The organism is Salipiger marinus, assembly GCF_035481585.1.
Lineage (GTDB): Bacteria > Pseudomonadota > Alphaproteobacteria > Rhodobacterales > Rhodobacteraceae > Salipiger > Salipiger marinus.
Genome location: NZ_JAYKSL010000031.1, coordinates 1 through 26277, shown reverse-complemented (window position 1 = coordinate 26277; position 26277 = coordinate 1). Strand labels below are relative to the sequence as shown.

Here is a 26277-nt window from a genome sequence, read left to right as displayed (position 1 = left end):
CATGTCCTTGCGCCTTGTGGTTGATAACTCTGGTGACCCTGCCGCGCAGGCGTCCCCCAAGTCCTGCGCCAAAGTTCTGGACAGATACTGGCTGCGCGCTGCGGCGCCCGAGATCTGGGCGCGGTTCCTGCGGGAGGGGTTCGCCAGTCCCGAAGCGGTGGCGGTGCATTTCGAGGTGCGGTTCTCGACTGCCTGCAACTGGTGGAACGGGCTCAACCGCCCCTCTGCCGACAAGGTGCTGATCGCCATGGTTGAGATGCCGGACGCGCTGACCGTAGCACTGGCGGCGGAGCTGGATGCGCGGAGGGCGGCATGACCGCCGCCGCCAGATCGAATGTCCGGGTCTGTCCCCCGGACATGCTGCAGGGTCGCCCCCAGACCTGCGGCACGGCGCGCGGGGGGTGCTTCCTCCCTGTCGTGGCCCCGCGCGCCACACGTCACCCCCTTCCGCGCCGGGGGTCATCGGCGCGGGCACTGTCCCCCCTCAACCTGCCCCGCGTGGTTCCCCGCCGCGCGGGGCCTTTTTGCGAGGTGCAGCATGCCAACGTATAGCTTTGACCTACCGATGACGCTCAGCATCGAGCGTATCGAACATGGCTTGATCCTCGCGACGAGTCGCGAGCACCCCGCGCTTTTTGCTGTCGGTCGCAACTTGTCCGAAGTGATCAATTGCTTGGGAACCGTCCTGGATAAACCGGAATGGATTGGCGGTGCCGTCGATGGTTGTGCCGAGGCGAGCGGATGTGAGCATCTCACGCTCGGTGTCTATCGGGTTTCTCTTGAGGGATTTCCGTCCCTGTTTATCCCGATTGGGGACATAGACCTTCACGAAGTGCCGCTTGTTGCCGAGAGGGCATTCGCAGAGATGCTTTTGCGGGCAGAGGAGGTGCTCGCACAGGAGAGCCAGCGCTTGCAGCGGCTCTCGGAGCTGATCCGGGGATCGGTTCAAGGCGAGGTGCAGCATGCGGCGCATTGACCTCGACCGGCTGCGCGAGCTGCACGCGCAGGGCCTGAGCGACCCTCTGGTTGCGGCGGAACTGGGCTGCTGCGCGAAGTCGGTCAGCAACTGGCGGCGGCGCCTGAAGTTGAGAAAATGCGGCAACGTCCGGCACCAAACGCGGCGATTTTCAGACGACGATCTGCGCGCCCTTCATGCCGAAGGGCTGACCGATACCGACATTTCCGAACGGCTGGGCGTCAGCAGGGGGGCCGTGCAATGGCGCCGGGTCATGCTCGATTTGCCCAGCACCTGCGCAGGCAGGCCGCATCTGCCCTTCGATGTCGAGACGCTGCTGGCGCATCACGCCGCCGGGCTGACCGACCCTGACATTGCCCGGCTGATGGGCACCACGGGGTGCAGGATCAAGTATCAGCGCAACAAGCTGGGACTGGCGGGGAATTACAAGCTCGGCAATCCCAGTCTGTCGAACGGCAAGCTGCGCGCCCTTCATTCCGAAGGGCTGACCGATCGCGAGATCGCTGAGCGCGTCGGTCTTTCCGTCGCGACAGTGGGCGAGCGGCGGCGCAATCTCGGCCTGCCTGCGCAGGTGCGCCCCCGCTGTCAGCCGATCCGGATCGCGTGGCGCAGTTGCGCGGCGCAGGCCTGTCTTATGCCGAGATCGGGCGCCGCCTCGGCTGTGGCAAGAGCACGGCGGGGCGGGCATGTCTCAGGCTGGGTGTTGCGGAAGACGCGGTGCCGCCGCCGCGCAAGACGCCTGTTCCCACCCCGGTCCCGGTGAAGGCAAAGAGCAAAGCCGCCCCGCTGAAGGCAAAGCCCCGTGTCGCGGCAGTCAAGGATTTCGGTGCCCCCTCTGGGGCAGCTCCCCGGCCTTCGGGCCTGCAGGCGGTCATCGAAATGGCGCGGCGCGAAAGCGCAGCGATGAAGCGGGCGGGCCGGATATGAGTGGCAAGGCGCAGCCCGTGACGATGGTGAGCCGGTGCTCGCTGCCGCTCGCGCACCTGACGGTCGATCTGTCGCTGTCGGCTTGCGGCAGCCGCGCATGGGCGCTGCGCTTTGATCCGGATCCCGGGATGAATGCGCGGCCCCTGCCGCTGGCGAACGGCTTCTGCGACTCGCCCGAACAGCGGGCGGCATTGGCGGCTGATCTGCGCGCCTTGGCGGATCGCGTCGAAGGGATGGAGGATGCGTCATGGTGAACACCGGCCTGCGGGCGCCCGCCCGCCGCCGCGCGCCGCAAGAGGCCGCGTTCCTCGCCTGTGCCACGGCTCTGGCGCTGCATACGGGCGGGCTGACGATCTGCGGCGCGGGCATCCTTAGGCTGGATGAGGCGATGCGGGGTCTGAGCGGGGTGCCACCGCCCGATGATGCGCTGCGCGAGGTGTGGCTGTCGGCGCAGGGGGTCATCTTGGCCCGGCTGCGGGGCGATGACGTTGCGTTTGAGGATTCTCGCCACCTGCTGCGGTGCGCCCTCGCCTCCTATTGGGCGGGCCGGGCTGCTGCGCTGGGGGTGTGATGTGATCCGCGCGATCAACGGCAGGGGCGCGCATCGGGCGCGTGCTGTCTGTGACCGCTGCGGGCGCGAAGAGGTGGTGACCTGTGACTATGCCCGCATGTCGGGCGGGTCTGGCTGGGCACCGAATGAGGCTCAGGTCACGCGCAAGATGACCGGGCAGGGATGGGCGGTTGTGAAGGGCAAGCTGCATTGCCCCGGCTGCGAGGCAAAAAGAAAGGTCAAACCGATGGCTGAGGTTCAGGCGAAGCTACAGGCGGGGGCGGCGGTGCCGCAGCCGTCACGGGAACAGAAGCGGGCGATCATCGATCTGCTGCAGGCCAGCTATGACACCAAGGCCGGGCGCTATCTGCAGGGCGAGACAGACGCGACACTGGCCACCGTGCTGGAGGTGCGGGCGGGCTGGGTCGCGGTGTTGCGGGAAGAGCTGTTCGGGCCTGATGGCCGGAACGAAGAGGCCGATGCGCTGCGGCAGGAGCTCGAGGCGCTGCGCGCCGATATCAAGGCGGTGGAGGCTGTCCATGCCGCGCAGGGCGAGGCTCTGGCCGGGCTGCGCGGTCAGGCGGGGCGCGCTGAGGCCAAGCTGTCGCGGATCATGACAGCGGTGGGCGCGCATGTTGTGCGAAAGGCCGGTGTGTGATGGCGCAGTATCTGCGGTCCGTCAGCGGGATTGACGATCTGCCCGAATACCCCGTCTCGGCAGAGGATCGTCTGGATTCGCACTTCTTCATCCAGTGGAACCTCAAACGCTGGCGCAAAAGCACCTTCCGGCAGTTGGCGGAGCCGGATGTGGGGTGGTTCGGCTTCCTGCTGATCTGCGAGGCCCATGATGAGGCGCCGGTGGGCACGCTGCCGAACGATGACAGGCTGCTGGCGAAGGCGCTCAATATCTCTGTCGAACGCTGGCGTGAGCTTTGCCAGCGGGATGTTACGCCGTTGCATGGCTGGGGGCTGGTGCGGTGCGACAATAACGAGATCCGGTATGCGCATCCCGTGGTGACGGCGGTGGTGCAAGAGGCGCTGAAATCGAAACGCAAGAACCAAGCCGATGCCGAACAGCGCAAGCGGGCCAAGCGGCTGAAAGACCTGCGCGAGATGATCGAAAAGCGCATCGGCGCGGGGCCGCTGCTGCGCAATCCGGACTTTCTCGAGGCGTTCAATGACTGGCTGGAAGAGCGCTATCCAGAGGCGCAGCGGCGCGAGCCGTTCGTGCGGTCGGCGCTGGATGAATTTCAGGTGGAGATGGCGGGTTGAGCGGTTCCGTGATGATCAGTGATATTCAGTCACCGTCACAGAATATTCCGGAACAATCACGGAAAAACACGGAATGTCCCGTGATGATCACGGCTTTTCTGCGTCTCATCCCTTTTTTTCGCGGCATCTGTAACCGCTGAAAGGAGAGGAAAAGAGAATGAAAAGAAAAGATATTTCCGCTCCGCACCCGATGCTGTGACCTGTGGATAAGTCGGAAGGGGCTTAGAAAGGAGGCTGTGATGACCGAAGGCTTGACCTCGACCGAGACGAAGCGCGACCGGGTGAGGCGGCTGCTGATCCATCCGCTGGTGGAGCACGGCTTCCGAAAACCGGGCAATGTGAAGGCGGATCAGCATGAGGCCTTTATGGTCAAGCTGGCCGATGCGCTGGCCTACATGAGCGATCCGCAGCTTGGCGCGCTGCGCGATATGCTGCGCTACCGGGGCGAGGGGAAGGGGCGGGATGCGTGGCCGACCATGGCCACCATCGCGGCGCTGGCTGAGACGGTGGCGCCGCGCCCGGTGGAAGAGCATCCCACGATTGTCAGCTGGTTTCGGTCGGCGCGTGGGCCGCAGGCCTTGGCGGAGGGCGTGCTGCTGGCGGAGTTCCTGTTTCTGGAGAAGCGCAAGCGCCCGCCGCTCAATGACAGCGAACGGCGGGTGATCCGGGAACGGGCGCAGGACATGCGGCGCGAGCTGGAGCTGCGCCGCGACCGGCAGCGGCGCGACATGCTGCGCGAAGGTGATGCCGACTGGCTGCGGAATTACGCCGGGCTGGAACGGCGGGTGAAGGCGCTGTTGCCGGAGACGGCGCAGCAAATGGAAGGGGCAGGAAGATGGTGAAGAGCTACAGCAAGGGCGCGCGGCGGCGTTCGAAGAAAGCGGCGGTGCCGGGCGGTATCGACCTGCCGGAGCTGGCGCCGGTGAAGCGTCGTGAGCCTAATGGGCAGGCGCGGCGCACGGCTGGTGATCGTGATGCGTCGGTTGCGGTGATGAAGGTGCGATGTCGTCAGGCTGGGCTGCAGCCCGGCGCGGCGAACCTTCGCGAGGTTCGCGGGCCGTGGTTCGGCTGTTCTTCTGGCCGGGCCATGGCCGCCATTGTGACCGACCATGAAGAACGCGCGGAGCTTTGGGATGCGATCCAGCACATGCGCGGCGTGCAGGGTTCCTATGATGCGGTGATCGGGGCGCCGTCCCGCCATGCCAGAGGAATGCGGCTGTTGCTGGCGCCCGAGGCCATGGAGGTGGATGCGGACACACCCCCGGTGGATGATCGGACTGATGAGGAAAAGCTGCGCGATGCCACCGCCGCGCGGATGCGGCTTGAAAGCTGGCTTGGCTATACCGACAAGGCGGCGCGCAGCGCGGCGATGAGTGCTGTTCTTGACGATTGCGCGCCCGGGGATGTGGAAGGGCTGGTCACGGCTCTGCGCTGCGTCAGCGATGGCCTGTATGGCCGTCAGATGGTTTGGCGCGGTAGGGGTTGACGAAACCGCAAAAATGGTGATTTTGGCATCATCGAGAGTTACCGCGCCCGGGGGAGATTTCCTGCCGGGCGCGTTGCGTTTCGGGGGGTGCGACATCGCCAAGCTCTGCGTCGCCCCCGGTTGTGAAGAGGTTGCGCGGGACGGGTTCCCGAGGTGCCCCGATCATCAGGCCGAACAGGACGCACGGCGCGCCGGGCAGAAGGCGGCGGCGCAGCGGACACCGCATGCGGCGGCGGCTCGGGCGCTCTATGCCGATCCGCGCTGGACGCGGGAATCGCGGGTCTTCCTCGACCGGCACCCGCTCTGCGTCGATTGTCTCGAGCTCGGGGCGGTGGAGCCTGCCACCGATGTGGATCACGTCACGCCGCACAAGGGCGACCGCGCCCTGTTCTGGGATCGCGGCAACTGGCAGGCGCTGTGCCACCGATGCCACAGCCGGAAGACGGCGCGCGAGGTCTGGCACGGGGGCTGAGGTCGCGAGGCCGGTGGATCGGTGGCGTCGGACCCGGGGTCTGACGGGCCGCCCCCTGCGGCGGGTCGGGCGGGGCACCGGGGGTGGGTCGAAAATCGGGGTTGTATGCTCCTGACCGGTGCGCACTCCTTTCTTTCCGCAAGCGCGGAATTGGGAAAAAAAGCCCACCTCAGACAGTTGAGAGGAAAAGACATGAAAGGTCAGAAGCCTTCACTGGTGAACGTGGTTCCGATGAAAGGCGCCGCGCATCGCCCGACGCCCGATGCACCAGACCATCTGCAAGATGAAGACCGTGAGGTCTGGAATCGGTTGGCGCCTGTTCTGATCGGCAAGGGACGCCTCGAGCCTGAGTTCGAGGATTCTTTCGCCAATTACTGCATTATGGCGGGGCAGGTTGTGCGTTCCAGCCACGATATCGCGATACTGGGCACATACCGTGAGGTGAAAACCCGTAACGGTCTCCAAGACAAGCAGCGGGCTGCTTGGCTTCAATTGGATAAGGCCATGGAACGCATGAACCAGTATGCTGCGCGCTTCGGCTTGACCCCTGTGGATGCGGCGCGGCTCAGCTCGGGTGGGCAGGGCGACCTCTTTGACGATCTCATGCGGCATATTGATGGAGGCAATTGACCATCCCGTCAGCCGCTACGCGCTCGACGTGATCGAGGGCGAGGTGGCGGCGGGGCCGCTGGTGCGGCTCGCCTGCGAACGGCACCTGCTGGATCTGGAAACCGGCGCGGATCGCGGGCTGGTCTTTGACACCCGGGCCGCCGATATGGTGATCCGCTTCGCCAAGCTGCTGCGCCACACCACCGGGCCGATGGCCGGGGCGGAGCTGGCGCTGCAGCCCTGGCAGGTGTTCCGGCATGGCTCCGTCTTCGGATGGAAGCACGCGGAGACCGGGCTGCGGCGGTTCCGGTCGACCTATCATCAGGTGGCCAAGAAGAACGGCAAGACCACCGACACCGCCGTTCCCATGCTGTTCACGCAGCTCTTTGACGGCGAGGGCGCGCCGCAGGGCTATTGCGCCGCCACCACCCGCGATCAGGCGGGGCTGTTGTTCAACGAGATCAAGCGGATGATCCGGGGCTCTGCCGCGCTGTCGGCGCTGCTGCAGGTGTTCAAGACGCAAATCCAGTCGCCGCGCACCAATGGATTCATCGCGTCGCTCAGCCGCGACGGCAACAGCGCCGATGGCATCAACCCGCATTTTGCCGCCCGCGATGAGGTGCATCGCTGGACGGATCGCGAGCTGGCGGATGTGGTCACCAATTCCATGCTGGCGCGGTCGCAGCCGATTGACTGGGCGATCACCACGGCGGGGGCCGACCGCGCCAGCCTCTGCGGCGAGATCCGGGGTTATGCCGAACGGGTGCTGCGCGGCGATGTCCATGATGATGCGTTCTTCGGCTTTGTGGCGGAGCCGCCGGAGGATTCCGACCCCTCTGATCCCGCCACCTGGGCCATGGCCAATCCCAACCTCGGGGTGGCCTTCACCGAGGCCGACTTCCGCCGCATCCATGATGAGGCGCAGGCGATCCGGGGCAAGATGCCGAACTTCCGCCGCCTGCATCTCAACCTCTGGACCGAAGGCGCGCAGTCGTGGATCGGGCGCGATGTCTGGGATCAGGGGGAGGCCTGCGCGCCGTTTGATCCGCGCGCGCTTTATGGCCGCAAGGCCTGGGTGGGGCTGGATCTGAGCCGCACCACCGACCTCACCTCCATCGTCGTGGCGGTGCCGGTGGAGGGCGTCATTTACCTGATCGCCTATGGCTTCATCGCCGAAGGGCCGAAGGGGTTTATTGCCCGGGCGCAGTCGGAGATGCGCGATTATGTGGCGTGGCGGGATGATGGCTGGCTGGAGGTGCATCGCGGAGGGGTGATCGATGAGGATCAGATCATCGAACGCATGAAGTGGCTGCGGGAGCGCTTCGATTTGCAGGAGGTGGCCTATGACCGCTGGGGCATGAAGCATGTGGCCGCCGAACTCGACAAGCTGCGCTTTCCGCTGCTGGAGTTCGGGCAGGGCTATGCCAGCATGTCGCCCGCCACCAAACGGTTTGAGCGGGCGGTGATCCAGAACAGGCTGCGTCATGGCGGCAACCCGCTGCTGGCTTGGGCGGTGGGCAATGTGGTGCTGGATCAGGACGCGGCAGAGAACGTCAAGCCCAACAAGAAGAAGGCCACGGGCCGGATCGATCCGGCGGTGGCCGCGATCATGGCGGTGGGCCGCGCCGAGGTGGGCGAAGAGAAACGCAAGGCGCGCGAGGTGCTGATCCTATGAGGCTGTTCGGGTTGGAGATAGGCCGTGCGCAGGACCCCGCGCCCCGGGTGGAACCGCGAGTGACCGGCGGGCAGGCGCAGGCCGCCGCCCCGGGCGAGGCCGGGCTGCTGGCTGTCGGCTGGGGATCGCTTGGGCCTTCGGCGGTGCGCGGCCTGCCGCGTGTGACACCGGAGACGGCAGTGCATCATGGCACGGTCTTTGCCTGCTGCAACAATATCGCGGGTGATCTCGCCAAGGTGCCGCTGAAGCTCTGGCAGCGCATGGGCGACGGGCAGGACGTGCGCGTCCGCGAACACCCGGCGGCCTATCTTTTGAACGGCGAAGCCGCGCCCGGCGTGCCCGCGCGGCTGGTGCGCTTTGCCGCCGTCTATGCCTATGCGCTGCGCGGCAATGGCCATATCTACGGCCCCCGCGATGGCGGCGGCGAGCTCACCCGCCTCGACATCGTGCGGCAGTCCAGCGTCACCCTGCTGCGCGACGGGCTGGAACGGTTCTACCAGTTTGAGGATGGCGCCGGGGTGCAGCGCCGGGTGCCCGCGCGGTCGATGGCGCATCTGCGCTACATGGCCGAAGACGGCTGGACCGGGCGCAGCCCGCTGCAGGTTGCCGCCGAAAGTGTGGGCATCGCGCTGGCCGGGCAGCGCGCGGCGGCGCGCAATGCCGCAGGCGGCACCACCAAGGGCGTCATCAAGCTGGGCGAGAATTACGAGGATGATGACCAGCGCGCCCGCAATGCCCGCCGCATCAAGGCGGCGATGCAGGACCCGGGCAGCGATGGCTGGATCGCGGTGAACCCCGATGAGGATGTCAAAGCGCTCGACATCTCCGCCGCCGATCAGGAGCTGCTGTCCAGCCGCAAGTTCGACCGCGAGATGATCGCGGGCATCTACCGCATGCCCCCCAGCAAGCTGCAGATGCTGGAATATGGGGTGAAGGCCAATGGCGAACAGCAGGCCATCGATTACCTGACCGACTGCCTGCTGCACTGGTCGGCGCTGGTGGAGGCTCAGCTGGATGTCGCGCTGCTGACCCGGGCCGAACGAGACGCGGGTCTGTTCCTGCGCCACGATTTCGGCGCGCTGCTGCAGCCCACGGTCAAGGAACAGTATGAGGCGCTGAATCGCGCCGTGGGCGGCCCGTTCATGCTGCCCAACGAAGCCCGCGCCAAGATCGGTGCCGCCCCGGTGCCCGAGGGGGAAAAGCTCAATCCAGCGCCCAACATGACCCGAACCGAGGGCCAGAGCGGCACCTCAGAAGGAGAAAGCACATGACACATGCAACGGTGGCCAGCCTCTTTGCCGGGGTGCCGCTGGCCCTGTCTCGGTCGCATGGGGCGGCCTTGCTGCAGACTCCGCTACCCGCCGCCGGGCCGGGGGGTGCTGCGCGGGTTCTGTCGGTCGGCGCGATGTCTCTGTCGATTGAGCCGGGTGAGCGCTACGCCATCCACCGCAATATCGCCATCGTGCCGATCACCGGGCTGCTGACCCCGAACGCTTACATGCTGGAGCGATGGCTGGGCTGGTCTACCTATCACGGGCTCGAGGCCACCATGGCGGAGCTCGCCACGAATGAGGATGTCGCAGCCATCGTGCCGATCATCGACTCGCCCGGCGGCTATGTGCTGGGCATCGAGGCGGCAGCAGGGGCCGTGGCTCGGGCGGCTGCCGTCAAGCCGGTGCATGCGCTGGTGCATCCGCTGGCGGCCTCGGCGGCTTATCACATCGCGTCGCAGGCCAGCGACATCAGCCTGACCCCGGGCAGCGTCGTGGGGTCCATCGGCTGTATGCAGATGACATGGGCGCCGGTCCAGCCGGGCAATTCCGGCGATCAGTATTTTATCTTCACCTCTTCGCAGGCGCGGGCCAAGCGCCCCGATCCCTCGACCGAAGAGGGGCGGCGGGAATCCCTGCGCGTTCTCGACGCGATGGAGGCCGACTTCCACGCCGCTGTCGCCGCCGGGCGCGGCATCGCCCCCGCCGATCTGGCCGCGCGGCTCTCCGCCAGCGACGATCCCGCCGATGGCGGCGCGATCTTCTGGGGGCAGGATGCCGCCGCGCGTGGTCTGGTGGATCACCTCGAGACCGCGCAGGCCTTCTGGTCCCGCATCGGGGCCGCATATGCACCGCGGCCCCGCCCCGCCAGCCGATCCGCGCGGGCGCAGGCTGAGGCCGCACAGGCGCTGGCCAGCCTCTGAGATCCTGACATCCGCGCAGGCTCAGGCCTGCGCGATCCGTTCCCCCTGCCCGTGCGCGGCGGGGTCTTTTTGCTGCGTGTGACGCGCGGCGCCCATCAAAAGGAGTATCCACATGGGTGACATCAACGATCTGCGCCGCGCCCGGAAGGCCGCAGCGGATGATATGCAGGCCAGCGCTGACGCGCTCACCGCCCTCGAGGATCAGGACGGCACCGAAGCGACGGCGCTCGCCACGGCGCAGGCGGCGTTTGACGCTGCCAAGGCGGCGTTCGACAAGGCCGACCGGCAGGTGAAGCGCGCCGAAGAGGTGGAGGCCTCGCGCGCCGCCGCAGCACAGCCCGAACCCGGCGCGGGTGACGAAGGCCAGCAGGGCGCCGCCCCGGCGCAGGTCAAGGAGAAGGGCCTGAAATTTGGTGCCATGCTGCGCACGCTGGCCGCCGCAGGGGGCAATGTGCATACCGCCCGGGCGATTGCGGCAGAGAACGGGCAGAGCGGCCTCTTTGCCGCGCAGAACCTGTCCTCTGGCGCGGCGGGCGGCTTTCTGGTGCCCGAGGATGTCAGCACCGAGGTGATCGAACTGCTGCGCCCCGCCAGCGTCGTCACCGCCATGGCCCCGCGCATTGTGCCCATGCCGAACGGCAACATGACCCAGAACCGCCGCGCGTCGGGCGCGAGCTTTGGCTATGGCGACGAAGGCGCAGACGCGCCGGTGACCGGCTACAGCTATGGCCAGATGAAGCTCTCGGCCAAGAAGATGAGCGGCATCGTCCCGATCTCCAATGATCTGATGCGCTCCGCCTCGACCGCCGTTGACCGCATGGTGCGCGATGATGCCATTGCCGATGCCGCGCAGATTCAGGACCGCTACTTCCTGCGCGGGGCGGGCACGGAATTTGCCCCCAAGGGCCTGCGCTATCAGCTGGTGGGCACGCCCGCCGCAGGCACCAACATCATGGCCATGACGGCATCCCCCGACCTGCAGAAGGTCACCTCCGATCTGGGCCGGATGGAACTGGCGCTGGCCAATGCCAATGTCCCGTATGCGGGCGCGCACTGGATCATGTCGCCGCGCATCGCCATGTTCCTGACCAACCTGCGCGACGGCAACGGCAATCTGGCCTTCCCCGAGATGCAGAACGGTCAGCTGCGCCGCAAGCCGGTGCATGTCACCACCGAAATCCCGTCCAACCTCGGCAGCGGCGGCGATGAATCGGAGCTTATGCTGGTGCACCCCATGCACGTTGTGGTGGGCGAGCATATGGGCATCACCATCGCCATGTCCGATCAGGCGCCCTATCGCGACAGCAACGGCGTGATGCAGTCCGCGTTCACCCGCGATGAGACGCTGATGCGCATGATCATGCAGCATGACATCGGCTTGCGCCATCTTCCCGCCGTGGCCGTGCTGACCGGCGTCACCTGGGAAGGCTGATCCCGCCCCATGATGGGGGCGGATAGCGCCCCCTTCACCACCCGTTAATCCAGAGGACAAGTTCCATGATCCAGATGAAAGACATTGGCGCGCTGATCCTGCCGCTGCGCGCCGCCGCCAATGCTGCCGCAACCGCCGGTGGCACGGGCGACAACACCGCCGTCACCGGCGCCATCATTGACCGCGCTGCGGTGGGCATGCCGCAGTCCGGCGTGCTCGCCATTCCCTTCACCGCCACGCTGGCGGCGGGGGCCACGCTGTCGGTCACCTACACTGTGCAGGAGGGTGAGACCGACGATCTCTCCGATGCTGCCACGCTGATCACCGATACGGTGGTGGCCGCGACCGGCCCGACCGGCGGCGGCACCGTGACCGGCTGTCTCGCGCTCGACGTGAAGCTGCGCGCGGGCGGGCGCTATGTCCGCTGCAACTACACCCCCAATCTGTCGGCGGCGAATACCGACACCGCAGCGCTGTCCGCGCTGCTGATCTGCGGCGGCATGGACCGCCTGCCGCAATGAAGGCGGTAATCTTCAACCGCGCGCATCTCATGTATCAGAGGGGCGAGACCGCAGGTTTTCCGGACGATCACGCGCAGAAGCTGATCGCCGCCGGAATCGCCCGAGATCCGGAGGCATCGCTGCCGCTGGTGGGGGAACTCGGGCCGGAGCTTGTGAGCCTGTCCGGCCCCGGTCCGCAGGCGTCTGAGGCGGGTGCCGATCCGAAGGCCGCTGGCGGTCAGGACGACGATCCGGCGGGTGGTGGCGGTAAGGCCGAAGGCGTGGAAGACACCGCATCTGCTCCGGAGGCGGGCGCCAAGCCTGCAGCCGCCAAGGCCGACGAACCCGGTGCGCCGCCCGCGCAGGGCAAGCGGCGTTAAGGGGCCGGGCGCATGCGGTATATTGGAACCGATCCGCTGCCGCTGGTGGTCAGCGTGGCTGACTTCGCTGCTGCCGTGCATGGCATCGTCACAGAGGCAGAAGAGCTCGCGCTGACTGCCTTGCTGGCCGCCGCACAGGACGTGGTCGCGACTGCCACTAATACGCCGCTCGCGCCCGGTCTTTACGAATTCACCTATCCTCTGGGCGGCTGGCGGCGCTGGTGGATTCCCTGCCGACCCGTCACTGCGATCACCGGGCTTGCGGTCACCGATGACAGCGGGGAATTTGTCGACAGGGACGCCACCGGCGTCATGCTGCTGCAGGGCCACGACGAACCGCAGCTCCTGCTGCCGGATGGCTGGCTGGCCAGCGATGACGCGGGGCGCGTCCTGCGGGTGCAGGTGGAGGCCGGGGCCGCGGCTTCTCCAGCGATCCCCCGGGCCATCATCATGATGGCGCAGGAATGGCGGCTGTCTGACATCACCGTCACCTCCGGGGAGGCGGCGCCTCGGGCCTCGTTTGGAACGCTGCGGCTGATGCGGCAGGCGCGATACCTGCGCCCACAGATCACGGCGGGGTGCTGACATGGCGGGCGGACGTCTTGATGATCTGGTGCAATTCCGCCGCGCGACGCTGGTCGATGACGGGCTGACCAAGAGGGAGGTCTTTGAAGACCACGGCCCGCCGATCTGGGCCGACAAGGAAGACGTTTCAGGTCAGGAAGTCTGGGCAGCGGCGCAAGTGGCGGCAAGTGTTACCACCGTTTTCCGGGTTCAGTTCGCGCCCTTCACCCGCGACATCACGCCGGGGGACCGGCTGAGCTGCGATGGTCGCGAGTATGACATCTCCGCCATCAGGGAAGTGATCCTGCGCATTCGGTTGCTCGAGATCACCGCAGCAGCGAGGGCCGATCAATGAGCGTAACCATGAAGCTGGAAGGTTTTGCAGAGATCGAGCGTGAACTGGACCGCATCGGCAAGGTGACAGCTCAGAAGGCCAGTCTGCGGCGTGCGCTGCGAAAGTCGGCGCAGCCGCTGGCTGACCTTGCTCAGCAAAAGGCGCCGCGCGGCGATACCGAAACCTTGGCGCCATCCATCTCGGTCAGCACCAAGTTGAGCAAGCGGCAAGCATCCAAGCACCGGCGCATGTTCAAGGATGATCGCGCTGCGGTTGAGATGTTCGTGGGGGCCGGGCCTCTGTCGTCGGCTCACACCCAAGAATTTGGCACGATCCATCATCCCGCGCAGCCGTTCCTGCGCCCGGCATGGGATGAAGACAAGAAGGCGCTGCTGGACCGGCTCAAGGCTGAGATATGGGCCGATATCCAGAAGACCCTCGCGCGCGCTGCGCGCAAGGCTGCGCGCCAAGCGGGGCAGGGCTGACATGGAAGAGGCATTGCGTGCGCTGCTGCAGGGCAGTTCAGCCGTCACCGCTCTTGTGTCTGCTGATCTGATCAACTGGGGCGCGCACCCGCAGGGCCCTGTCGGTCCTTACATCGCACTGCTGACCGTCAGCGGGATAGAAGGCCTGACCATGCAGGGCGCGACCGGCATGGAAGAATTCCGGGTCCAGATCGATTGCTGTGGCCCCAGCTATTCCGGGACAAAGGCCGCAGCGCGCGCGGTCAAATCGGCCTTGCACGGATATCGGTCCGGCGGGTTTCGCCTGATTGAACACGCGGGCAGCCGCGACAGCCGCGAAGGCGGCAGCAATGAGGCAGAGCGGCTGTTCCGCTCCAGCCAAGACTTCATCATCAACTGGAGGGCATGAGATGCCTCAGACCGAATTTGCCGGTGATATTGCCTATGACTGGGAAATGTGGATTGGCCGCACCGCCATCGTGGCAGAGGAGCCGGTCACCACATGGACTCAGATCTTCGGCTTCACCAGTCTGCCGTTCCCGGACAAGACGCCGGAGGACGTCGATACCACGCACATGAATTCGCCCGGCTTCTCGCGCGAGAGCACGCCCGGCCTCGCCTCTGCACTGATCTATTCGCAGGAAAAGCAGCTCTGGCCGGAAAGCGACGGCGACACGCTTCTGAACACCTTGCACGATCTGGCGGAGCTCGGGACCAAAGAGGATGTGCTGGTGGAGTTCAACGTGGACCCCTCCGGCGCCGGGCTGCGGCGGACCTATCGCGGTCAGGTCCGCAGCTACAATCCGACCGGCGAGGTGGGCGGCGTTGCCATGGCGGCGCTGAGCATCGCCATCTTTGAGCGGCAAGCGTCCAACGCCCGCGTCATTTCCGGGAGCTGATGAATGACTGATCCTCGTGGTGCCCTTACCGTCCAAGCGGGCGGTAAATCCTACACCCTGTGGCTGGGCATGTCGGTCATTGCCGGTCTGCAGGGCAAACATGGCCAAGACGTGCTGCAGCGTCTTGAACCGCCCGCCGGAGCGTCGGACGCATGGATGCCGGACCTGAACATCGTCGTGGACCTGTTTCAGCTGGCCCTCCAGCGCTACCACGCTGACGCAGACCGGTATGTGGTGGATGAAATTCTGGCGGAAAACGTCGGTGCGCTCCAGAGCATGCTGGCGGCAGCCTTCCCCGAGCAGAGCGTGGACAAGGGCGGGAAAGCTTCGGGAAACGCAAAGAGGCCGGGGCGGGCGGCCTGAACCTTGGCGACCTGCTGAAACGCTACATCGCGTCGGGTTTTGACCCGGCGCGCTTCTGGGGCCTGACGCCTCGGCTCTTTGATCTGGAAATGCAGGGTGCTGCCGAACGGCTTAAGCTGGAACGGTCGCATATCTGGTATTCCGCGATGTTGCCCCATCTCAAAAAGACGCTGCAGCACGACGAATTCGTCGGGGGCGGAAAGCCGCAAGTCCAGTCATTGGCCGATTGGGTCAAGGCGTGGGATCGCGTCGATAAAGCTCTGAAAAAAGGAAGGCGATGAATGGCAAGTTCTGTCATCGGCGCATTGCGGGTTGTTCTTGGTCTGGATGCCGCGCAGTTCGAAAAAGGCGCCGATAAAGCAAAGAGTTCGCTTTCGACGATGCGGAAGCAGTTTCTTGGGGTGGCCGGTGCTGCGGCTGCGGCGGGAACTGCGCTTGTCGCAGCGGCGCTTAAAAGCGCGGGGGAGATCGACCGGCTGGCCAAAGCGGGGCGCCGGGTCGAAACCGGCGTCGGCGGCTTCCGCGCGCTGGAGCTCGCGGCAAGTGAGTCGGGGGTGAGCGTCAGCGCGCTGGCGGATTCGGTGCAGACGATGGATCGCGAGATCGCCAAGGGCTCGAAAGGTGCGACGGCGGCGCTTGATCGTCTTGGGCTGGCGGCGGGCGATCTCGCCGGGCTCGAGGCTGACCAGAAGCTGGCACTTGTCGGCGACCGCATCAAGGCTCTCGGTCTTTCGAGCGGTGAGACCACGGCGCTCTTGCAGGGTCTGGGCATCCGTCAGCGCGATCTTGTGTTGCTGCTGCAGGCCGGTGGCGATGGCCTGCGGCAGGCGCGGACGGATGTGGAGGATTACGGGCTGGCGCTGGATGCAGTGGAGGCCGGAAAAATCGAGACTGCCAATGACCGGCTCGCGCGTCTGGGCCTGATCTCGCAATATGTCGGTCAGCAGCTCGCGGTTACTATTGTGCCCGCTCTTGGCCAGATGGCGCTGGCGATGACCAACAGCCTGCGCGAAGGCGGTGCGCTACGCATCGTGATCGATGCTCTGGTCGGAAACCTCGACCTTCTGGTGAACACGGCGGGCGTCGCGGTTGCCGCCCTTGGCGCCCGCTACGTGGGGGCGGTGATTTCAGCGCGGCTCGCCACCTTCACGCTGACGGGGGCGCTTAAGGGCTTGCGCGTGGCACTGATGAGCCTCGGGATCCCGGCTCTGATCATCGGCGCCGGGGTGCTGGTCACATGGTTCACCCGGCTGGTGACCAGCGCTGGTGGTTTCGGTGAGGCATTGGCGCTGCTGCGGGACGTGGCATCCGAAGTCTGGAGCCGGATCGGCATTGGTCTGCAGGCCGCAGGCTCGACCATCAACGGCGTGTGGCAGGAGATCAAGGCCATAGGGCTCGAGGTTTTTGCCGGTATTCTCACGGGTGGTGTTGAATTCGGGAACCGCTATATCGGCATCTATCGCGGCGCATTCGAGGCGGTCAAAGCGATCTGGAGCGCATTGCCTGCCGCGATTGGCGATATGGCAATCGGGGCGGCAAATGCTCTGATCGGCGGCGTGGAGTCGATGCTAAATGCGGTGTCGGAGCGGATCAATAAGTTCATCGGCATGGTGAATGACGCCCTTGCGCTGCTGCCGGATTGGGCCAACGGTGGGGAGCCGATTGCCATTGGCGCGGTCGGGCGCATTGATCTGGGCGGGATTGAAAACCCCTTTGCCGGGGCCGCCCGGGACGCGGGCGCCGCCGCGAAGGAAGCCTTCATGCAGGGCTTTAATCAGGACACGTTCACGGCGCCCGATACATCCGCGATCACCGGCATGGCGGATGCGGCACGGGACTCGGCGGAGACGGCACGTCTTGCTGCGCGGACGCTCGGCACGCTGGCGACGGACCCGCTGAAAAGCTGGGGCGCGCTGCGCGAGGTGATGGGCGAAACGGCAACGGCAACGGACGATGCTGCCGCTGCAGCGGCAGCGCTCGGTCAAGAGATCGATGCTCTGGATGGCGCCGGAGGTGGAGGCGGAGGTGGCGGCAGTAAAGGTGCAAAGAGCAAGCTGGATTCGGTTAAGGACAAGGTCAAGGAGATCGCCACCGAAGCCAGCTCCGCCGCTCAGACGATCCAAGGCACTTTTACGGATGCTTTCAAGGGCATCGTCAAAGAAGGGCAGACGCTTGGTCAAGCGCTGGGGTCGATCCTGCAGAAGCTGGGCGACATGGCGCTGGACAGCCTCGGGTCTTGGCTGTTCGGGGGGATTTCAAAATCGCTCGGCGGATTGTTCGCGGGCTCCATCCCCGGATTTGCGAACGGCACCGACAGTGCCCCGGGCGGTCTGGCGTGGGTGGGGGAACGCGGGCCGGAGCTCGTCAACCTGCCGCGTGGATCTCAGGTGATCCCGAACCATCAGCTTGGCGGTCTGAGGGGCCAGCCTGCTGAGGTAGTAGTTCGTCTGGCCCATGACGACCTTATTCTGACGGATAAGGGGGAGGTCATGACGCGGGTGCGGTTGGAGCAACAGCAAGCGGTGCCGGAGATTGTTCGGCAGTCGGTAAAGGCCACCCGCGAATCCGCCAAGAAGTTCCCGATCCGATGAGCCGCCGTGTCATTTCATGGCCGCCGGTCTGCGCCATCGGATCGGAATGGTCCTGGGAAACTCCCCGGTCGGACAGCCGTTCGATCTTCACTGGAGCGGATCGCGGCACGCGGGTCTGGCGCGAGCGGCGGCTCGCCTCGATCACCGCGCGCGGGCTGGGTGTGGACGGCATGGGCGCGGGCTATATGGAGATGCTGAAGCGGCATCTGGGCGGCGTGGATGCGGTGCGGCTCTACAGCTACCCGATCAACTGGTTTCTGGACGCTAAGCGGGACGCGCCTGATCGTCAGAGCACCCGCCTGTTCTGGACGGCTGATGCCTCGGGGCTGGACTGGAGCGCGGGCGCGGCGCCGCTGCTCTGGTATGATGGGCGTCTGCTAACCGGCAGCACCGGCACCGATGACGGGGGATGGCCGGTCATCACTGTGTCGGGTCTTCTGCCTTCGCGGCTCGTGGCCCGCCCCGGCGAGTTCCTGACCGCCTTTGCAGATCATGATGACACGGTCGGCCATACCGTCCAGATCACAGCGCCCGCGCGCAGCAACAGCGACGGCGTGGCGGTGATAAGGCTCTTCGAGGCGCTGCCCGAACTGACCGATGCCCGGGTCAATATCGGTGTCGCGGACACCGGTGCCTTCCTTCCGGTGGGCGAATATCCGCGCGCGGTGCAGAGCCTGTCGGGCGACTGGTCTTATAGCTGGTCTTTCCGCGAGGTTTTTCCGGAAGAGGTCGGCGGCTTCGTGGAGGTGAACCCATGGGCCTGACACGCGGTCTGCATCCTGACACGCTGGCGGCGCTTCAGACGGATGGTTTTCACCCGGTGCTGCTGGTGCATGTCGACTGGCCCGATGATCCGGTCTTTGCCAGCTCCGCGCTGGAGCCGATCAGCTGGGGCGGGCAGACATGGGCGCCCGCCGGAGAATTTGGCCTGCTGGAGATCGCCAACGAAGGGCTGGGAGCGGCGGTTCCGGCGGAGGCCTCGGTGGGTATCGTCGGCACGCTGGAGCTGCTGGCGGGGCTGTTGGATCGGGCGGATGCCCGCAATATCGACATTGATGTGTATCTGGCGCTGGTCACCACGCCGCAGGGCGGGGTGCTGGTGGGGGAGCCGTTCCCGGTGATGACCGGCTATTGCGACGGCAATGATCTGGGCCTGCGCCCCATCGATGTCGGTGTGCAGCCGGTCTTTACTCTGGCCGTCAAGACCGGGCCGGGCGTGCGCACCGTGCTGTCCGCGCAGCATTCAGACGAAGACCAGCAGCAGCGATTCCCGGATGATACCGGCTTCCGCCACACCAAGCTGATTGAGATGGCGTTGAGCCGTCCGCCGGTCTGGACCACATGACCCCGGCAGAGGTGATGCGCGTGGCTGATCCGATCCTCAGCGCGCCGCCGCCGCGCGGCTGGCTCGATTGCGCGCTTGCGGTCGATCTGGTGCTGCGCGCGCTGACGGGCCGGTCGGGGCTGGGCGATCTGGCAGGCGCCTATGCCACGCCCGGGCAGGCGCGGCGGCTGATCCGGCGCGGTGGGGGTGCGGCGGCGCTGTTCCGGGCCGGGGTGATCCGGGCGGGGATGGTGCCTTGTGGGGATGTGCCGGGGGCGGTCGGGTTCTCTGCTGCCGGGCGCTGGGGGTTTGCCGTGGCGATTTGCGCCGGGCCGGGTCTGTGGCTGGTGCCGGTGCATCGCGGCTTTGCGGTGCGCGCGTCGATGGATAGCTGCTGGAGGATCGAATAATGGGCTTCACCGTTGTCTGGGCGCTGCTGCAGAGTGGCGCCACGCTGGGGGCGGCGCTGACCGCCGTCTATGGCGTGGCGGGGGCGCTGGCCATCCGGCTTGCCGCCTCGGTGCTGATCACTTCCGCTGTGGCGAAGCTTAGCCAGCCCGCCGCCCCCAAGGCGCCGCAGCTGCGCCGCGAACTGCGCCTGCCCGATTCCGCCCCGGTAAAGCGCTTTGTCTATGGCAACACCTCGGCGGCAGGCACGCCGGTGTTCTGGCACACCGCAGGCAAAAACCTTTACGTCTGTTACCTGTTCTCCAGCCGCCCCTCGGAAGGGCCGTTCGAGCTGGTGACGGACGGGCGGCACCGGACCTTCAGCGGCGATCCCTATGACTTTTCCGGGCCCGGGGCGATCTGGGAGGAGAACAGCGCCGGGCAGAAATTCTATATCGGTCTTGGAGATCAGACTGCCCCGCCCGATGACTTCCTTGCGGCGGTGCCGGAGCTGGCCGCCAGCGATGGCTTTCGGGGCTGCACCGTGGTCTGGACCTCCTGCTACTCCGGCAAGGTGAAGAACTTTCAGGAGAACTGGCCCAACACCCCGCCGCACTATGATCTCTGGGGGCCGTGGTCCCGAGTCTGGGATCCTCGCGACCCGGCGCAGGATCCAGATGATCCGGAGACATGGACCTATTCCGACAATCACGCGCTTTGCGTGCTCGACGCGCTGCGGCAGAATCCGGTGCGGCCTTACCGGCTGCGCAACCTCGACATCGATCTCTGGATTGCAGCCGCCGACGCATCCGATCAGGCGGTGGCTCTGGCCGGGGGTGGGACAGAGCCGCGCTACCGGCTGGCGGGCACACTTGCTTTTGCCGGGCGCGAAGTGCTGGATCTGCTCGACCCTATGCTTCTAGCCGCTGCTGCCGAATGGTGCCAGATCGGCGGCAGGCTCGGGCTGGTGCCTGCCGTCTGGCAGGCGCCGGATTATGAGATCACCGACATGCTGGGGGACTTGAGCTGTCAGACCCTGACCCCGGGGGATGACCTGCCGACGCGGGTGGAGGTCAGCTATACCAGCGCGGCGCGCGAGTATCAGCAGGCGCAGCTTGCGCCGTGGGATATCCCGGGCGCGCAGGCTGCCGATGGCGGCGAGCGCAAGTTGCTGAAGCTGGAACTGGACTGGGCGGCCTCGCCGCAGCAGGCCATGCGGGTGCGCAAGATCATGGGGCTGCGGGCGCGCTGTCAGAAGGTGATCTCGGGCACAGCACCCCCTAACGCCATGGACCTGATGGCTGGGGCCAACGCCACGGTGGGGTTCCCGGCGCCGCTTGCGGGGCGCAACGGCACATACAAGGTGGAATCGATCCACCCGGCATTTGACATGGTGGGGCAGAGCGGCCTCGCGCTGCGCTGCCCGATCACCCTGCGCGAGCATTATGCAGGCATCTATGCGTGGGATGCCGCGACCGAAGAGGAGGTGCTGGATGACCCCGAATATGACGATCCCACGCCCTCCTTTCCCGCCCCTACCGATCTGACCTATGCCACCGGCCCGGAATACGATCTGGTGACCGGATGGAGCCGAACAGAGCGCATCTATCTCAGCTTCGAGCCAGCCGATGCCACCGATCACTTGCTCCAGTATCGGGTGGAGCCGGATGGCCCATGGGTCGCCGCACCGATCATTACGGATGAAATGCGGGACGATGCGGGCAGGGCCTATGCCTTCATCTCCCTTGCCGATCCTCTTGCCGTCTACACCGTGCGGCTGGTGGCCCGCTACCAGAACGGCGAGTCCGAACCGCTGGTGCTGACGGGGGTCACCATCGGCGCTGGCCTGCCCGGCGTGACCGGCTCTGCGGGCCTCGGCTCGGCCACCTTCACCGGCACGGCGCCGGGGCTGTCGTCACTGGCGGGCCTGCGCGTGTATCGGGCCGCCACGGGCGCAGGCTTCGGTGCTGCTGTGCCGGTGTCCGATCTGATCGCCGTTACCCCGGGCAGCACCTTCGAGATCGTCGCTGGGTCTTATGGCGCTGTCGATCTGATCGATAACGGTGCCTTTGTCGGGTCGGGTGGATGGTTGTTCGGTGGAGGCTGGGATCATGATCTGGATCGCGCCAGCCATACGCCCGGCGCGGCGAGTGACCTGAGCCAGTCGCTTGCCCTGACCGCTGGCAGCACCTACCGGCTGTCGGTCACCGTCTTGGACCGAAGCGCTGGCACCGTCACGCCGCAGCTTACCGGCGGCACTGCACAGGATGGTGATAGCATCTCTGCCGATGGCTCCGTGTTGGACGCCATCACCGCAGTCTCTGGAAATGATGCGCTGACCTTTACCGCATCGTCTGATTTCGACGGATCGCTCGATAGCGTGACGCTGTTTGTCCAGACGCTCAGCACCCTGCCGCAGGGCGCGGGCGACTACTTCGTGGTGCCGGTTCTGGAAAGTGGGGCCTTGGGCGCCCCTTCCGACCCCATCCCCCTCACCATTCCCTGATCCCTGAGAGGCGTCATGACCTTTACCCTGCCGGTCCAAGGGACCGATCCTAAAACCACGACTGTGGCCGATCTCGAAAGGGCAGTCACCGCTGCCATCGAGGCTGTCGCGGGTGCCGCAGCCATGGGATTTCCGCTGTATGGGTCGGTCGCGGCGGGGCTTGCCGCCACCGATGCCGGCGCGGGATTTGCGGTGTTTGATGCGTCCGCGCTGTCACTCTACCTCAATGCTGATGGGGCATCTGATTTGCAGGGCCGCGTGCCGCTGGCCTCGGTCACCGATGGGCTGACGGCGCGGCTGGAGCTGGTGGAGGCGGGGACCGAATACGCCAGTATTGTCCGGTCTCTGTGGGCGGAGCTGGCCCTGCTGACACCTGCCGGGATTGGCCAGCGCGCGGAGGTGCTCGACGGTGACATCGGGGCGCATACTGATCCGGACAGTGGTGCTACCGTCCAGAACGCTGGCCTCTACACCGCCTTTGGAACGGCGGTTGGTGAATGGACGTGGCTGCAGCCTACCACTATTGCAGGCAAGCTCAGCCGCAGCGAAAATCTGGGTGATCTGGAGGATGCCAATGAGGCGCTGGCCAATCTGGGCGCTGCATCGCAGGCAGCTATGGACGCGGCAGAGGTGGCGATTGCGGACAAGGCGGATCAGTCGGACCTCGACGAGCTGACGGAAGTTGTCGACAGCAAGGCTGATGGCGCCGACGTGGAGGCGCTAAAGAACGACAACCCCCAACTGGCGCGCAACGAACTGCGCAACTCTGCCTTCACAGAAGGCCTGCTGGGCACCATCGACCCAAACGACCCTTTGGTCCAATTGCCGTCGTTTACGGTGACGCGAGCAGGCGTGGGCGCGGTCTACCCGTCCACGCTGGAGCTTGTCGATGATCAGGCGAACGATATCTGGGGGTCAAATCGTGCCGTCGAAATGACGATGGTCCGCTCGGGCGATGGCGCTGTTAACACGGATTTCCAGCTGCGGCAGATGATCGCAATCCCGGAAAAATATCTCGGGCGCGCGGCTTTGTCCGTCTATCTGGTGTTTTACTACAAGCGGGATACCACCAACATCACGGCGATCGGCGTTGCTCTCGGCTACACGGACGGCGGTGAAACCTATGTCGGCCAGATCGGCCTGACGAATCTCTATTCCGACGAGGTGGTGGGCGAATACACCAAGAGGGTGCTGCGGGCAAACATCGCGGACCCCACCGTGACGCACATCTTGATTGGCCCGCGTTTCCAGACGACGACTGCGACTGTGGACTTTTCAGGGACTGCCCACCTTGGCGGTATCGGCGTCCACTTCGAGCGTCCTGAACTTGCGACGTGGGAACCGGGGATCGAGGCCCGCGCCGAAGTCGCGGCGGCGGACCTTGCGCACCGTTACGGCGACGTGCTGCGCAATCCGGGCCTGCAAATGGCCAACCCCATCACGAACGCCCGCCTGATCGACGCGGAGGTTGGTTCCTCAATCGCGCCCGCTGGATGGTCGGCGGCTTCGGGTGGTGGTGGCACGACCCCGGCCACATGGCAGATTGTGGATACCCCGACAGACCTGCCCCGCACCGTGCCGGAGAACATGACTGCAAAGTTCTTCGAGACCACGCACTTCAACAACGGCACGGTGCGGACCGATCAGCAGTTCATCACCAGCATTCCGGTCGCCGATGACATGACCGGCAAATTTCGGGTTGTGTTTCTCGCGCGTCGATCGAGCGTCCATGTTGATTTCACGGTGCTGTGCCGATTCCGGGACGATGAGGCAACGTCACTTGGGGATTTCCTGCTCACGCGGATCAACACCGATCAGCCCGCTGTCGACGAATGGACCATGCTGGTGTTCGAGGGCGAGTTCGATGAGCCAACGGCAGCATCACTGGAGTTCACGTTCCGGACGCAGGTTGCCAGCGACAGTGGCGTCGTTTCTGACATCACGACCTATCAGGGGCTGTTTGCGGTCTACACGCGCGGCGAACAGATCGCCGAGTTTCAGAGGAACTTCGAGGACGATGTGACCCGGATTGCTACAATAGCGGTCGGGGTTCAGACGGCGGTCAATGCGAATGATCGCGTCATCACCTCGACCGGGATCGCGCATCTTGTCCTCCCTCTGAAAAAGCTTCTGGCGCCGGGGGACAGTCAGACGGCGGGCATGGGGTCTGGTTCCACCGTGTTCCCCGAAGAGATTCCGGATTACGATTTCCTGAACTGGGGTATTGGGTCCGAAACGAGCACACAAATCCTCGCCCGCGTCATCGGCTTCGCGCCGAACACCGCTGGCCTCGGCTTTGCGACCACCGGCACAAAGCGGCTACGCGCCCGCAAGACGGTGCCGCCCCGCACGATCAGCGAGGCCTATCGTTCATCGTGGGAGAGTTTTGGCGCGCGCATCGCCGAGCCCTACGCGGTCGAGTTCCACTCCAAGACCGGCCTGATTGGCGTTTCCTTCCAACGCTACAAGGCCACCGCGACGGTCTCCGGTGACACGCTCACATCGGCAGGGCACCCGTTCCAAAATGGAGATGAGGTGTATTTCATCGACGCCAGCTATCCGGCTAACGCCTACCGCTACAAGGTTTACTATGTCCGCGATGTGTCTGGTGACACCTTCAAACTGGCCGAATTCTCTGGGGGCGCGGCGATCACGTTCGACACTTTCGGCGGGTCTCTCACGCTGCTGGGTGACTGGTATTTCGACTGGCCCTATGTGGCTGGTCAGGACAGCACGATTTCGCTGATCACGCATTGCCCGACCGATGACTACGTGCACCACATCTGCGTGGGCACCAACGATTTCAGCGACGCTACCACGGCGGCGGAGGTTTTCGAGAACATCCGGTTGATGGTCCGGCAGATCAAATCCGCCAATGGCCGGTTCATCATTTCGGGCATTCCGGGGTTCTATTCTGCCGATGGCAGCTGGGGAATCGGCGGTTCCAAATACGTCAGGATGTTGGAGTTGTGGGATATGATTTCGAGCGTATACCCTGATAACTCACTCGACATCTATTCATACCTGCTCACGCAGGGCGACGGCGGGACGGATGACAACGCAGATATTGCGAGTGGGTATGTGCCGCGATCCCTTCGGAATTCTGCGACTGACGGACATCTGTCATCCAGCGTCGGCAGCCCCATCTGGCAAGCGGAAATTGCGCGGATAGTCAACGAGAAGGGATGGACATGATCCCCGCCATCCTCACCGCCATGTCGCGGCACTATCTCGACGCCTATGCCGGGCTTCTGCCGTTCGCGATTGTTACGCCGGCGGCCCTCACCACCGCCAGCGGCGGGCTCCAGTTCCTCGCCGTGTGGTCCGCCGTGCGAATGATCCAGCGCGGTATCCGCAAGGCGTGCTGCCTCGGATGAGCAAGGCGGAAAAGCGCGTCCGCTGGGCGCAGGTGCTGAGCCTGATCGCCATCATCGCCCTGTTCGTGGCCGATATCGGCCTCGATATCCTCGCCAAGGAGGTGCCCGAGTGGGTCTATCCCATGCTGGGCCTGCTGGCGCTGGGGGTGGAGGCCCCCGCGCTGTCCCGCTTCGTCATGGCGCTGCTGCGCGCCGGGGCGGGCGGCGGCGGCGGTGACCCGCAGAAGTGACACCGCCCACCTGACCGGCCATCGGCCCCGCCTCGCGCGGGGCCTTCTCACATCTGGAGATCACCATGAGACAGGAAATCCGCCTGCTGCAGGCGGCTGCGTCGGCGCTTGGCTTCGCGAACGGACCGGCTGACGGGTTGTGGGGGCCGAAGACGCACGCCAGTCTGGAGGCGCTGCACGAAGCGCACCAGGGGCGCTGGGGTGACCCGGTGCTGCAGATCGGGCGGGCGCTGATCGACCTGGGCTATCTGACTGAAGGGCCGCTGAGCCGGGTCTGGACGCCGGAGCTGGACCGAACTCTTGGCGCGCTGATCGCCGCCGATGGTCTGCCGCGCTCCGGTGCCGTCATCGAGGCCACGACACAGCCCGCCAGTCTGCCGCTGCGGCCCGGCCATGGCAACCGGCTGTTTCAGGGCAAGGCGGGGTATCTGGTGCGGCTCTTCGCGCTGCACACCACGGCCACGCCGACCAGCTGGTGGCAGGGCAAAACCAACGCTCAGATGTTCGCAGAGATCCGGCGCTGGCATCTGGAGAAAGGCTGGCGCGACATCGGCTATCACGGCGTGATCTTCCCGGATGGCGAGACCATCGAGGGACGGGCGTGGGGCGAGATCGGTGCGCATGTGGTCGGGCACAATGCCGGATCGCTGGGCTATTCCATGGTGCCGATCCGCACCATCACCCGCATGGGCCGGGCGGAGGATTTCTATACCGAGGCCACGCTGTCTGCGATGCGCGGCGTGATCGCCCGCGCCTGCGCCCGCA

General features: G+C 65.6%; 32 protein-coding genes. All 32 read left to right on the top strand.

From position 1 onward, the window contains the following. Position 1 precedes the first annotated feature (1 nt). Positions 2–316 carry a hypothetical protein gene (locus tag VK682_RS24580; protein ID WP_324782747.1) on the top strand — a complete coding sequence of 105 codons (315 nt, stop codon included), beginning with the start codon at positions 2–4 and terminating at the stop codon, positions 314–316. A gap of 249 nt (positions 317–565) precedes the next feature. After that, entirely contained in the window at positions 566–976 is a 411-nt protein-coding gene (locus VK682_RS24575) for a hypothetical protein (protein WP_324782746.1), read from the top strand. After that, the gene (locus VK682_RS24570; protein WP_324782745.1) at positions 963–1739 is read left to right on the top strand and encodes a hypothetical protein; all 777 of its coding nucleotides are present in this window, start codon (positions 963–965) and stop codon (positions 1737–1739) included. Before VK682_RS24575 ends, VK682_RS24570 begins: the two co-directional genes overlap by 14 nt. Before the next feature lie 181 nt (positions 1740–1920). Next, a complete protein-coding gene (locus VK682_RS24565) occupies positions 1921–2157 on the top strand; it encodes a hypothetical protein (protein WP_324782744.1) in 237 nt (78 codons plus the stop codon). Continuing rightward, positions 2151–2474, top strand: coding sequence for a hypothetical protein (locus VK682_RS24560; protein ID WP_324782743.1), 324 nt, complete (start codon positions 2151–2153; stop codon positions 2472–2474). Before VK682_RS24565 ends, VK682_RS24560 begins: the two co-directional genes overlap by 7 nt. Before the next feature lie 226 nt (positions 2475–2700). After that, positions 2701–3111, top strand: a complete 411-nt coding sequence (locus VK682_RS24555; RefSeq protein WP_324782742.1) for a hypothetical protein — start codon at positions 2701–2703, stop codon at positions 3109–3111. Next, positions 3111–3725 (top strand): hypothetical protein, encoded by a 615-nt coding sequence (locus tag VK682_RS24550; RefSeq protein ID WP_324782741.1) that lies wholly within the window; start codon positions 3111–3113, stop codon positions 3723–3725. Before VK682_RS24555 ends, VK682_RS24550 begins: the two co-directional genes overlap by 1 nt. A 239-nt stretch (positions 3726–3964) precedes the next feature. Beyond that, on the top strand, positions 3965–4567 hold the full coding sequence (locus tag VK682_RS24545; RefSeq protein ID WP_324782740.1) for a hypothetical protein: 603 nt from the start codon (positions 3965–3967) through the stop codon (positions 4565–4567). Next, a complete protein-coding gene (locus VK682_RS24540) occupies positions 4561–5211 on the top strand; it encodes a hypothetical protein (RefSeq protein WP_324782739.1) in 651 nt (216 codons plus the stop codon). The genes VK682_RS24545 and VK682_RS24540 overlap by 7 nt, the downstream gene beginning before the upstream one ends. A gap of 73 nt (positions 5212–5284) precedes the next feature. Next, positions 5285–5683, top strand: a complete 399-nt coding sequence (locus VK682_RS24535) for an HNH endonuclease signature motif containing protein (RefSeq protein WP_324782738.1) — start codon at positions 5285–5287, stop codon at positions 5681–5683. A 192-nt stretch (positions 5684–5875) separates the two neighbouring features. Then, the gene (locus VK682_RS24530) at positions 5876–6313 is read left to right on the top strand and encodes a P27 family phage terminase small subunit (protein WP_324782737.1); all 438 of its coding nucleotides are present in this window, start codon (positions 5876–5878) and stop codon (positions 6311–6313) included. Continuing rightward, positions 6300–7967 (top strand): terminase large subunit, encoded by a 1668-nt coding sequence (locus VK682_RS24525; RefSeq protein WP_324782736.1) that lies wholly within the window; start codon positions 6300–6302, stop codon positions 7965–7967. Before VK682_RS24530 ends, VK682_RS24525 begins: the two co-directional genes overlap by 14 nt. Further along, complete coding sequence (locus VK682_RS24520) at positions 7964–9238, top strand: phage portal protein (RefSeq protein WP_324782735.1); 1275 nt, start codon at positions 7964–7966, stop codon at positions 9236–9238. Before VK682_RS24525 ends, VK682_RS24520 begins: the two co-directional genes overlap by 4 nt. After that, the gene (locus VK682_RS24515) at positions 9235–10161 is read left to right on the top strand and encodes a S49 family peptidase (protein WP_324782734.1); all 927 of its coding nucleotides are present in this window, start codon (positions 9235–9237) and stop codon (positions 10159–10161) included. Before VK682_RS24520 ends, VK682_RS24515 begins: the two co-directional genes overlap by 4 nt. Before the next feature lie 112 nt (positions 10162–10273). Next, on the top strand, positions 10274–11593 hold the full coding sequence (locus VK682_RS24510; RefSeq protein ID WP_324782733.1) for a phage major capsid protein: 1320 nt from the start codon (positions 10274–10276) through the stop codon (positions 11591–11593). Between the two features lie 65 nt (positions 11594–11658). After that, positions 11659–12114 (top strand): hypothetical protein, encoded by a 456-nt coding sequence (locus VK682_RS24505; protein WP_324782732.1) that lies wholly within the window; start codon positions 11659–11661, stop codon positions 12112–12114. Then, positions 12111–12473: a hypothetical protein gene (locus tag VK682_RS24500; protein WP_324782731.1), complete on the top strand. Its 363-nt coding sequence runs from the start codon at positions 12111–12113 to the stop codon at positions 12471–12473. The genes VK682_RS24505 and VK682_RS24500 overlap by 4 nt, the downstream gene beginning before the upstream one ends. Positions 12474–12485: 12 nt before the next feature. After that, positions 12486–13058, top strand: a complete 573-nt coding sequence (locus VK682_RS24495) for a hypothetical protein (RefSeq protein ID WP_324782730.1) — start codon at positions 12486–12488, stop codon at positions 13056–13058. 1 nt (position 13059) lies between these two features. Continuing rightward, a complete protein-coding gene (locus tag VK682_RS24490) occupies positions 13060–13392 on the top strand; it encodes a phage head closure protein (RefSeq protein ID WP_324782729.1) in 333 nt (110 codons plus the stop codon). Continuing rightward, entirely contained in the window at positions 13389–13856 is a 468-nt protein-coding gene (locus tag VK682_RS24485; protein ID WP_324782728.1) for an HK97-gp10 family putative phage morphogenesis protein, read from the top strand. Before VK682_RS24490 ends, VK682_RS24485 begins: the two co-directional genes overlap by 4 nt. A gap of 1 nt (position 13857) precedes the next feature. Beyond that, on the top strand, positions 13858–14244 hold the full coding sequence (locus tag VK682_RS24480) for a DUF3168 domain-containing protein (protein ID WP_324782727.1): 387 nt from the start codon (positions 13858–13860) through the stop codon (positions 14242–14244). Between the two features lies 1 nt (position 14245). Next, a complete protein-coding gene (locus tag VK682_RS24475; protein WP_324782726.1) occupies positions 14246–14734 on the top strand; it encodes a phage tail protein in 489 nt (162 codons plus the stop codon). 3 nt (positions 14735–14737) lie between these two features. After that, a complete protein-coding gene (locus VK682_RS24470) occupies positions 14738–15097 on the top strand; it encodes a hypothetical protein (protein ID WP_324782725.1) in 360 nt (119 codons plus the stop codon). A 281-nt stretch (positions 15098–15378) separates the two neighbouring features. Continuing rightward, positions 15379–17688, top strand: a complete 2310-nt coding sequence (locus VK682_RS24465; protein WP_324782724.1) for a phage tail tape measure protein — start codon at positions 15379–15381, stop codon at positions 17686–17688. Continuing rightward, the gene (locus tag VK682_RS24460) at positions 17685–18452 is read left to right on the top strand and encodes a hypothetical protein (RefSeq protein ID WP_324782723.1); all 768 of its coding nucleotides are present in this window, start codon (positions 17685–17687) and stop codon (positions 18450–18452) included. The genes VK682_RS24465 and VK682_RS24460 overlap by 4 nt, the downstream gene beginning before the upstream one ends. Then, positions 18443–19033, top strand: a complete 591-nt coding sequence (locus tag VK682_RS24455) for a hypothetical protein (protein ID WP_324782722.1) — start codon at positions 18443–18445, stop codon at positions 19031–19033. The genes VK682_RS24460 and VK682_RS24455 overlap by 10 nt, the downstream gene beginning before the upstream one ends. Beyond that, a complete protein-coding gene (locus VK682_RS24450; RefSeq protein ID WP_324782721.1) occupies positions 19030–19422 on the top strand; it encodes a DUF6950 family protein in 393 nt (130 codons plus the stop codon). Before VK682_RS24455 ends, VK682_RS24450 begins: the two co-directional genes overlap by 4 nt. Further along, positions 19422–21905: a phage tail protein gene (locus VK682_RS24445; protein ID WP_324782720.1), complete on the top strand. Its 2484-nt coding sequence runs from the start codon at positions 19422–19424 to the stop codon at positions 21903–21905. The genes VK682_RS24450 and VK682_RS24445 overlap by 1 nt, the downstream gene beginning before the upstream one ends. 15 nt (positions 21906–21920) lie before the next feature. Continuing rightward, the gene (locus VK682_RS24440; RefSeq protein ID WP_324782719.1) at positions 21921–25100 is read left to right on the top strand and encodes an SGNH/GDSL hydrolase family protein; all 3180 of its coding nucleotides are present in this window, start codon (positions 21921–21923) and stop codon (positions 25098–25100) included. Further along, positions 25097–25282 carry a hypothetical protein gene (locus VK682_RS24435; RefSeq protein ID WP_324782718.1) on the top strand — a complete coding sequence of 62 codons (186 nt, stop codon included), beginning with the start codon at positions 25097–25099 and terminating at the stop codon, positions 25280–25282. The genes VK682_RS24440 and VK682_RS24435 overlap by 4 nt, the downstream gene beginning before the upstream one ends. Further along, the gene (locus tag VK682_RS24430) at positions 25279–25512 is read left to right on the top strand and encodes a hypothetical protein (RefSeq protein ID WP_324782717.1); all 234 of its coding nucleotides are present in this window, start codon (positions 25279–25281) and stop codon (positions 25510–25512) included. The genes VK682_RS24435 and VK682_RS24430 overlap by 4 nt, the downstream gene beginning before the upstream one ends. A gap of 65 nt (positions 25513–25577) precedes the next feature. Further along, positions 25578–26277, top strand: a 700-nt coding sequence (locus VK682_RS24425; protein ID WP_324782716.1) for an N-acetylmuramoyl-L-alanine amidase, incomplete at its 3' end; no start/stop codon positions are given.